The organism is Paenibacillus sp. FSL R5-192 (assembly GCF_000517845.1).
Lineage (GTDB): Bacteria > Bacillota > Bacilli > Paenibacillales > Paenibacillaceae > Paenibacillus > Paenibacillus amylolyticus.
This window is the reverse complement of sequence record NZ_ASPR01000044.1, coordinates 1-5,977: the sequence shown is the minus strand read 5'-3', so window position 1 is coordinate 5,977 and position 5,977 is coordinate 1. Positions and strand designations below refer to the sequence as shown.

Annotated in this window: 6 protein-coding genes and 1 rRNA gene; 6 read left to right on the top strand and 1 reads right to left on the bottom strand. The window is 44.4% G+C overall.

The genetic code is table 11. The features are described from left to right. Window positions 1-106: 106 nt before the first annotated feature. Window positions 107-223, top strand: a 5S ribosomal RNA gene (rrf, locus tag C161_RS21770). A gap of 252 nt (window positions 224-475) precedes the next feature. Further along, the gene (locus C161_RS21765) at window positions 476-829 is read left to right on the top strand and encodes a FlxA-like family protein (protein ID WP_036672744.1); all 354 of its coding nucleotides are present in this window, start codon (window positions 476-478) and stop codon (window positions 827-829) included. A gap of 157 nt (window positions 830-986) precedes the next feature. Here the strand turns inward: C161_RS21765 and C161_RS21760 are convergent, their stop codons facing one another. Beyond that, window positions 987-2,342, bottom strand: a complete 1,356-nt coding sequence (locus C161_RS21760; RefSeq protein WP_036672743.1) for an MATE family efflux transporter — start codon at window positions 2,340-2,342, stop codon at window positions 987-989. A gap of 162 nt (window positions 2,343-2,504) precedes the next feature. On the opposite strand from C161_RS21760, the gene C161_RS21755 reads away from it, so the two are divergent. The 4 genes from C161_RS21755 to C161_RS21740 all read left to right on the top strand — a co-directional run bounded on the left by C161_RS21755 (window position 2,505) and on the right by C161_RS21740 (window position 5,841). Then, window positions 2,505-3,239 (top strand): class I SAM-dependent methyltransferase, encoded by a 735-nt coding sequence (locus C161_RS21755; protein ID WP_036672742.1) that lies wholly within the window; start codon window positions 2,505-2,507, stop codon window positions 3,237-3,239. 231 nt (window positions 3,240-3,470) lie between these two features. Continuing rightward, window positions 3,471-4,049: an RNA polymerase sigma factor gene (locus tag C161_RS21750; RefSeq protein WP_036672740.1), complete on the top strand. Its 579-nt coding sequence runs from the start codon at window positions 3,471-3,473 to the stop codon at window positions 4,047-4,049. Further along, on the top strand, window positions 4,046-5,323 hold the full coding sequence (locus tag C161_RS21745; protein ID WP_036672738.1) for a hypothetical protein: 1,278 nt from the start codon (window positions 4,046-4,048) through the stop codon (window positions 5,321-5,323). Before C161_RS21750 ends, C161_RS21745 begins: the two co-directional genes overlap by 4 nt. Window positions 5,324-5,382: 59 nt before the next feature. Next, entirely contained in the window at window positions 5,383-5,841 is a 459-nt protein-coding gene (locus C161_RS21740) for a DUF523 domain-containing protein (protein ID WP_036672736.1), read from the top strand. The last annotated feature ends 136 nt before the right edge of the window (window positions 5,842-5,977 follow it).

Genomic DNA, 5,977 nt, shown 5'->3' with positions numbered 1-5,977 from the left:
GTACTAATCGGTCGAGGGCTTATCCAATTAGCAAGTTGTAATTCGCGTGTTTCGTTTCGAATCTAGTTTTCAGAGAACGATCTCTGAATGTAAGCTAAGCTATGCGTTTGGTGGCGATGGCGGAGGGGTTCCACACGTACCCATCCCGAACACGACCGTTAAGCCCTCTAGCGCCGATGGTACTTGGACCGCAGGGTCCTGGGAGAGTAGGACGCCGCCAAGCAATCTAAAGACACACTTGATGATATCGAGTGTGTCTTTTTGTTTTACTATTTTTATAGATGAGACGAAAATAAGATCCTTCACTTATATTAAGACTTTCAATATTATTGATCAGACTATTAATGCTGGTATGCATACTTCCCTCTGTTCGACTTCTGATTCTTAGCTCCTTCAGCAACCTTTCAGTTGAATTTAACGTACGTTTCAGTGGGATAGGGTATAGTGAAGCTAAGTAAAGAGGGGGGAAATCATAATGAATATATCTTCTACAGCCAGCTCCACTACATCATACATATCGACATCTTCGAGTTCGGACAATTCAAGCAGCTTGGAGAAACAAAAGACGAAGCTTGAGGCTCAGCTGGAGAAAGTGCAATCCAGCAAGGACGATGAACAGACTAAGGAGACAAAGACCAAACAGCTTCAACAGCAGATCAAACAGATTGAGAACCAGATTGCACAGCAAAGCTCTCAAGGAGCCGGTACAACTGCTACGAAGGAGGCTCCACCTGCCCAACCACCATCCAATGGAATGGGAGTAGCTACCCCTAAGGAGATTGCGAACGCAATGACAGACAGCAATGGTCGATTTGATATACGTATCTAATTTACATCTAAATTTAGGATAAAACAAAAGCCCTGACCGATCTATATTGATCGTGCAGGGCTTTGTATATTAGTTTTTTAGATTATTTATGAGGTCTACCTACATTTTATCTACGTTCCATTGATCTTCTATCTGTTGCTGTTATTACCTGTTAACGTTATTCAGACTGCAACGCGTGTATTCGATCCGTAAGGGATCGTTTTCTATAGTACAGGGCTATGGTTGCGAGAACCAGCATTTCGGACAGCGGTACGGCAAGCCACACACCCGTGACACCAAAGAATGAAGGGAGGATCGCAATCAACGCAATCATGATAATCATTTCACGCGCAGCTGTAATCCAGATGGCCATTTTGGCATTACCAACAGATTGGAAATAGGTGCTCATGACAAAGTTAACACCCATAAAGACATAGGCAAATGTAAATATACGTAATCCGTAAACGGCATTATTCGTTACGCCACTACTGAAGTTTCCAAAGATTTGCACGAAATAAGGTGCACCGATCTGAACAACAACCAGTAACAACAGACCGCATGCGAGAGCTGTTTTAGTGGCTAAACGTATCGTTTGTTGTACCCGTTTAATCTGATTGGCACCGTGATAATAGCTTATCAGAGGTTGGGCAGCGGATGCGAGACCCAGGAAAGCCAACAATACAACACCATGAATATAGTTCAACACGGTAAAGGATGCTACACCATCCGTGCCTGCAATGCGGTCCATGGAGATATTGTGAGAGACAGAGAAGACCGACATGCCAAGTTCAGCCAGAAAGCTGGGGAAACCAATGAGCAGCAGGGAAGCCAGCAGTTTGTTGTTCCACTTGAACCGGGTGAACGTGAGATTATTTGTTTTTTTGAAAAAGTGAGTGAACAGAACAAGTAGCGCAAGAGACGCCGATACAATTGTACCGAGGGCCACACCGCGTACACCCCATTCAAGTACATACAATGTTATATAATTGATGATGATATTGGCTACAGCAAACGTAATCTGAGCGTACATCGACGTGTTGGGGTTCCCATCGTTTCGTACAAAGACAGAGAGTGCATTCTCAATGGTGAAAACGAACCCGAACAATAACATGATATTCATATAGTCCGAAGCAAACGGGAAAGTCTCGGCGTTTGCACCGAGGGAGTATACCAGTTTGTCTTTGAATGTAAATGCAACATATCCAATGGCTACCGTAACTAACATAATGAGCATAATGGATTTGGTGAAAATTTGTTTGGCTGAAGTGATATCTTTTCTACCCATAGCGTTGGAGTACAACGTTGCCCCGCCCATACCAATCCACAGCGACATGGCAACAAAGAGCGTGTAGACAGGTGAGGCAATGCCGATCCCGGCCATTGCGGTAGAACCCAGTTTGTGTCCAACCATAATGCCGTCGATAATAAAATTAAAAGCAACTACCAGCATCCCTAATACAGAAGGCACGAGGTAACTTATAAAAGCTTTACCTACAGATTGCCCTTCCAATGGATGCGTCCAATTCGTATTCATAATGACCTCCGTTAGTAAACTGAATGTTCATTCTATATTTAATAATACTGAACGTTCGTTCTGTATGATAACACGCCATGAATTCTCTTGGCAACTTTTGCGTTTAAATATTGTTTATGTGATAGAGTAGGTGGATATTTATAAGGCGGGAGGAATCTCTTGATGAAACAAAATAAATACGATGAAGCTGAGTTTTTCAATAACTACAGTAAGATGGCACGTTCCGTTCAAGGGCTGGATGCAGCGGGGGAGTGGCATGAACTGCAGACTCTTTTGCCTGATTTGAAGGACAAGCGTGTGCTGGATTTGGGATGTGGTTTTGGTTGGCACTGCCGGTATGCGCGAGAGCAACAAGCGAGTTCAGTGATCGGTGTAGATCTGTCTGAAAATATGCTTCAGCGTGCTCGTGAAATGACGGACGATCCGCAGATCGAGTACAAGCAGCTGGCGATTGAAGATATTGATTTTGCACCGGCACAATTCGACATTGTGATTAGTTCACTTGCCTTGCATTATATTGAAAGATTAGACACGGTGTACGCTAAGATCAATGATTGTCTCGTAGAAGGGGGCACATTTGTACTATCTTCCGAACATCCGATCTTCACCGCTCGCGCTGCGCAGGATTGGCATTACGGACCCGAAGGTGAAATCCTGCACTGGCCCGTGGATGATTACCATGATGAAGGGAAACGTATGGCGAACTTTCTGAATCAGGATGTGGTTAAATATCATCGCACACTGGCAACACATCTAAATGAACTCATTAAGGCAGGGTTTGCTATTCAACAGGTAGCTGAATCCAAGCCATCTTTGGAGATGATGGAACAGGTTCCAGGCCTGAGAGACGAGAATCGGAGACCGATGTTTCTGATGATTGCTGCGGTGAAAGCATAACGATGAAAATGATACGTTAGACTAGAGGGCAGAAAGAAACTGTGGAAGTGGAGCGTTCACCTAAAAGCTTTCTGATAGAGATTATTAACTAAGTAAACTTGAAGGAATCAGCGTGTTCAGCGATGTTGAACATGCTGTTTTTTTATTTTGCTACAATAATAAGAAATAATGTCCAAAATAGGGAACCAAATCACATTAGACTCAGTCATATTAAGTGAGGTGAACAAACAGTTGGATGATCAATTACTGGCACAGGCTCAGACCATAGACAATTACACACTTAGCAGCATAATGGATGACTACGGAAATGACGTGTGGAATTACGCTTATTTTCTGACCAAAAGTGCCGAACAGGCAGATGAATTGTCACAGGAGGTATTTATTCGGGCGTACTCGGGGATCGCTCATTATCGTGGAGATTGCTCATTGAAAACCTGGCTGTTGACGATTACTAGAAACACCACTTTTACATATCGAAAATCCAGATTTTTTCGCAGCAGTCTGTGGGGAGAGACGTTACCCATTGAGACAGAGCGTGGGGGTTCGAGCCAAAGAGTCATGATTGCAGAGCAGTCTGCACATCCTTCGGCCGAGATGGAAGTGATGCGTAAGGAGCATATCCATGAAATCTGGGATATTGTTCTGGCGTTGCCAAAGAAGTTCCGGGAGATTCTTTTGCTGAATCTGAAGTATGAGCTTACGACGAGTGAGATTGCTGAGATGTTGAAAATCAGCTTAGGCACAGTAAAATCCAGACTATCCCGAGGTAAGAATAAGGTACGGAAACAATGGGAGGAGCGAAGCAAATGACACACAAGGATGAGCAATGGGAAAAGGAAATCCGGAAGGGACCGTTTGCTTTGTCTCCTTTTACAGAGGATCACAAGCGAAAGGTGCTTCAACAGGTGGAGTGGATGAAGAAGTCGGAAGAGGGAAGCAAGGGAGATAGGCCAGAGAGCAAGGCTAATTTGTCCAGGCCGCAAGTAGGTAACGTTTCACATAAGCGTCGCCCTAGAAGAGGGCCTCTTGTTGCCGGTATGGGTGCGTTGGTTATTGCTGCTGGATTGTTCCTATGGATCTGGGATGATGGACAGCTGGTGAAACCCGTGATCGAGCAGGTCTATCCGACAGCAGCGTTACAGTTATCCGATGGTTTGAACACAAATCTGCTAACCGACAAAATGAAAAGAAATGTTGCGACTACGATGCGAGACGATCTCGGTAAACAGCTGAAGATTAAGAAAGTGGAAGACCTGCCTGTGTCCGGCAGAATATATGTAGAGGCTGGAAATGAAAGCGAGAAGGAGTATGCGCAGATATGGCTCGATGCGACAACAGGGAATCTGCGTGAAGTAAAGATGAGACGTGAGATGCAGCCAAGCAAGCTGGAACACCGTTATCTGCGTCAAATTCCATCGCTTTTGCAAAGTATAGGCAGCACTCCAACGCTTAAACCTGCGTCAGTCCAACGTTTTGTGAGTATGAAGCAAGGGGAATTGGAGCCGATATCACATACGACATTATGGTTAGAAAATGAGACTGGCGATGGTTATGGGGAGATTGTATGGCAGCAGGACCAGGCTGTTTCGATCACAGGCGACCTTAGTCCTGATCAGGTATCCCAGGCAGCGCTGACGGATGCCAGAAACGCGATTGAGGCTCTGTCTGGTAAAGCCAATCTTGATCTGGTAAGAGCAAGCCGAAGCAAAGATGATGAAATTGGCAAGGATACAGTCTTTTTTTCCTTTAAAGATAACTACTTTGTACAGATGACCGAAGGAAAAGAGGGCTTGGGTTATACCGTAGGGGATGCTAATCATTATGAGCAACAAGAAATAGGCAACATCGAAGAGATGGAGGCTTATCATGAGAAATTATATAATATAGATGAGTCTCTTCTTAGAGAAAAAGTGGGGCTAATAGTGAAGAAGATATTTAACATTGATTTTGATGCTTATAAACTTCACAGAAATGCTGAGCAATTAGGAGTCGTCACATTTGAACTGGAGTCGAGCACGGATGTTTTTCAGGTTGAATACAGGGAAGATGGACGGATCAAGATGATTACCAGAGGCGAGTTATAGAGCTTGATCTTATATGTTACAATTTACTTCATAGATGGAATGTGTATAAGGAGATAACGATGAAATATTTGGTGAGTTCATGTCTGGCAGGGGTAGCTTGCCGTTACAATGGAACAGCGAGCCTGGATGAGAAAATTCAGGAGCTGGTGGAGCAGGAGCAGGCTAAGATGGTATGTCCGGAGCTGCTTGGCGGATTCTCGACTCCACGGGAACCAGCTGAAATTATCGGTGGCACGGGCAAGGACGTACTGGCAGGCACTGCAAAAGTGATCGAGAAAAGTGGCAAGGATGTCACAGAGCTTTATATTAAGGGAGCCTATCAGACGCTCGAATGGGCGCGAGAATTGAATGTATCGTGTGTGGTACTGAAGGAGTTTAGTCCGTCCTGTGGTACAAAGATGATCTATGATGGGAATTTTGCCAATCACAAGGTAACTGGAGAAGGTGTCACCTCAGCATTGTTGAGACAAGAAGGATATACCGTCATTTCTGAAAATGAATGGATGCAGCAACTATAGGTCGCACAGATTATCGTTTCATATTCACAGAAAAGCCGCTGGATTATATCCTGGCGGCTTTTCGTATTATCAGGTTAGCCAGTAATTACTGGTTGGCCTTTTTTTGTGGTCGTTTTACGATGGGGGAAGCCGGGAG

Bases quoted from the DNA above. Each gene is read 5' to 3' on its own strand.
- C161_RS21765 (WP_036672744.1), top strand. From the start codon at position 476: ATGAATATATCTTCTACAGCCAGCTCCACTACATCATACATATCGACA.
- C161_RS21760 (WP_036672743.1), bottom strand. From the start codon at position 2,342: ATGAATACGAATTGGACGCATCCATTGGAAGGGCAATCTGTAGGTAAA.
- C161_RS21755 (WP_036672742.1), top strand. From the start codon at position 2,505: ATGAAACAAAATAAATACGATGAAGCTGAGTTTTTCAATAACTACAGT.
- C161_RS21745 (WP_036672738.1), top strand. From the start codon at position 4,046: ATGACACACAAGGATGAGCAATGGGAAAAGGAAATCCGGAAGGGACCG.
- C161_RS21740 (WP_036672736.1), top strand. From the start codon at position 5,383: ATGAAATATTTGGTGAGTTCATGTCTGGCAGGGGTAGCTTGCCGTTAC.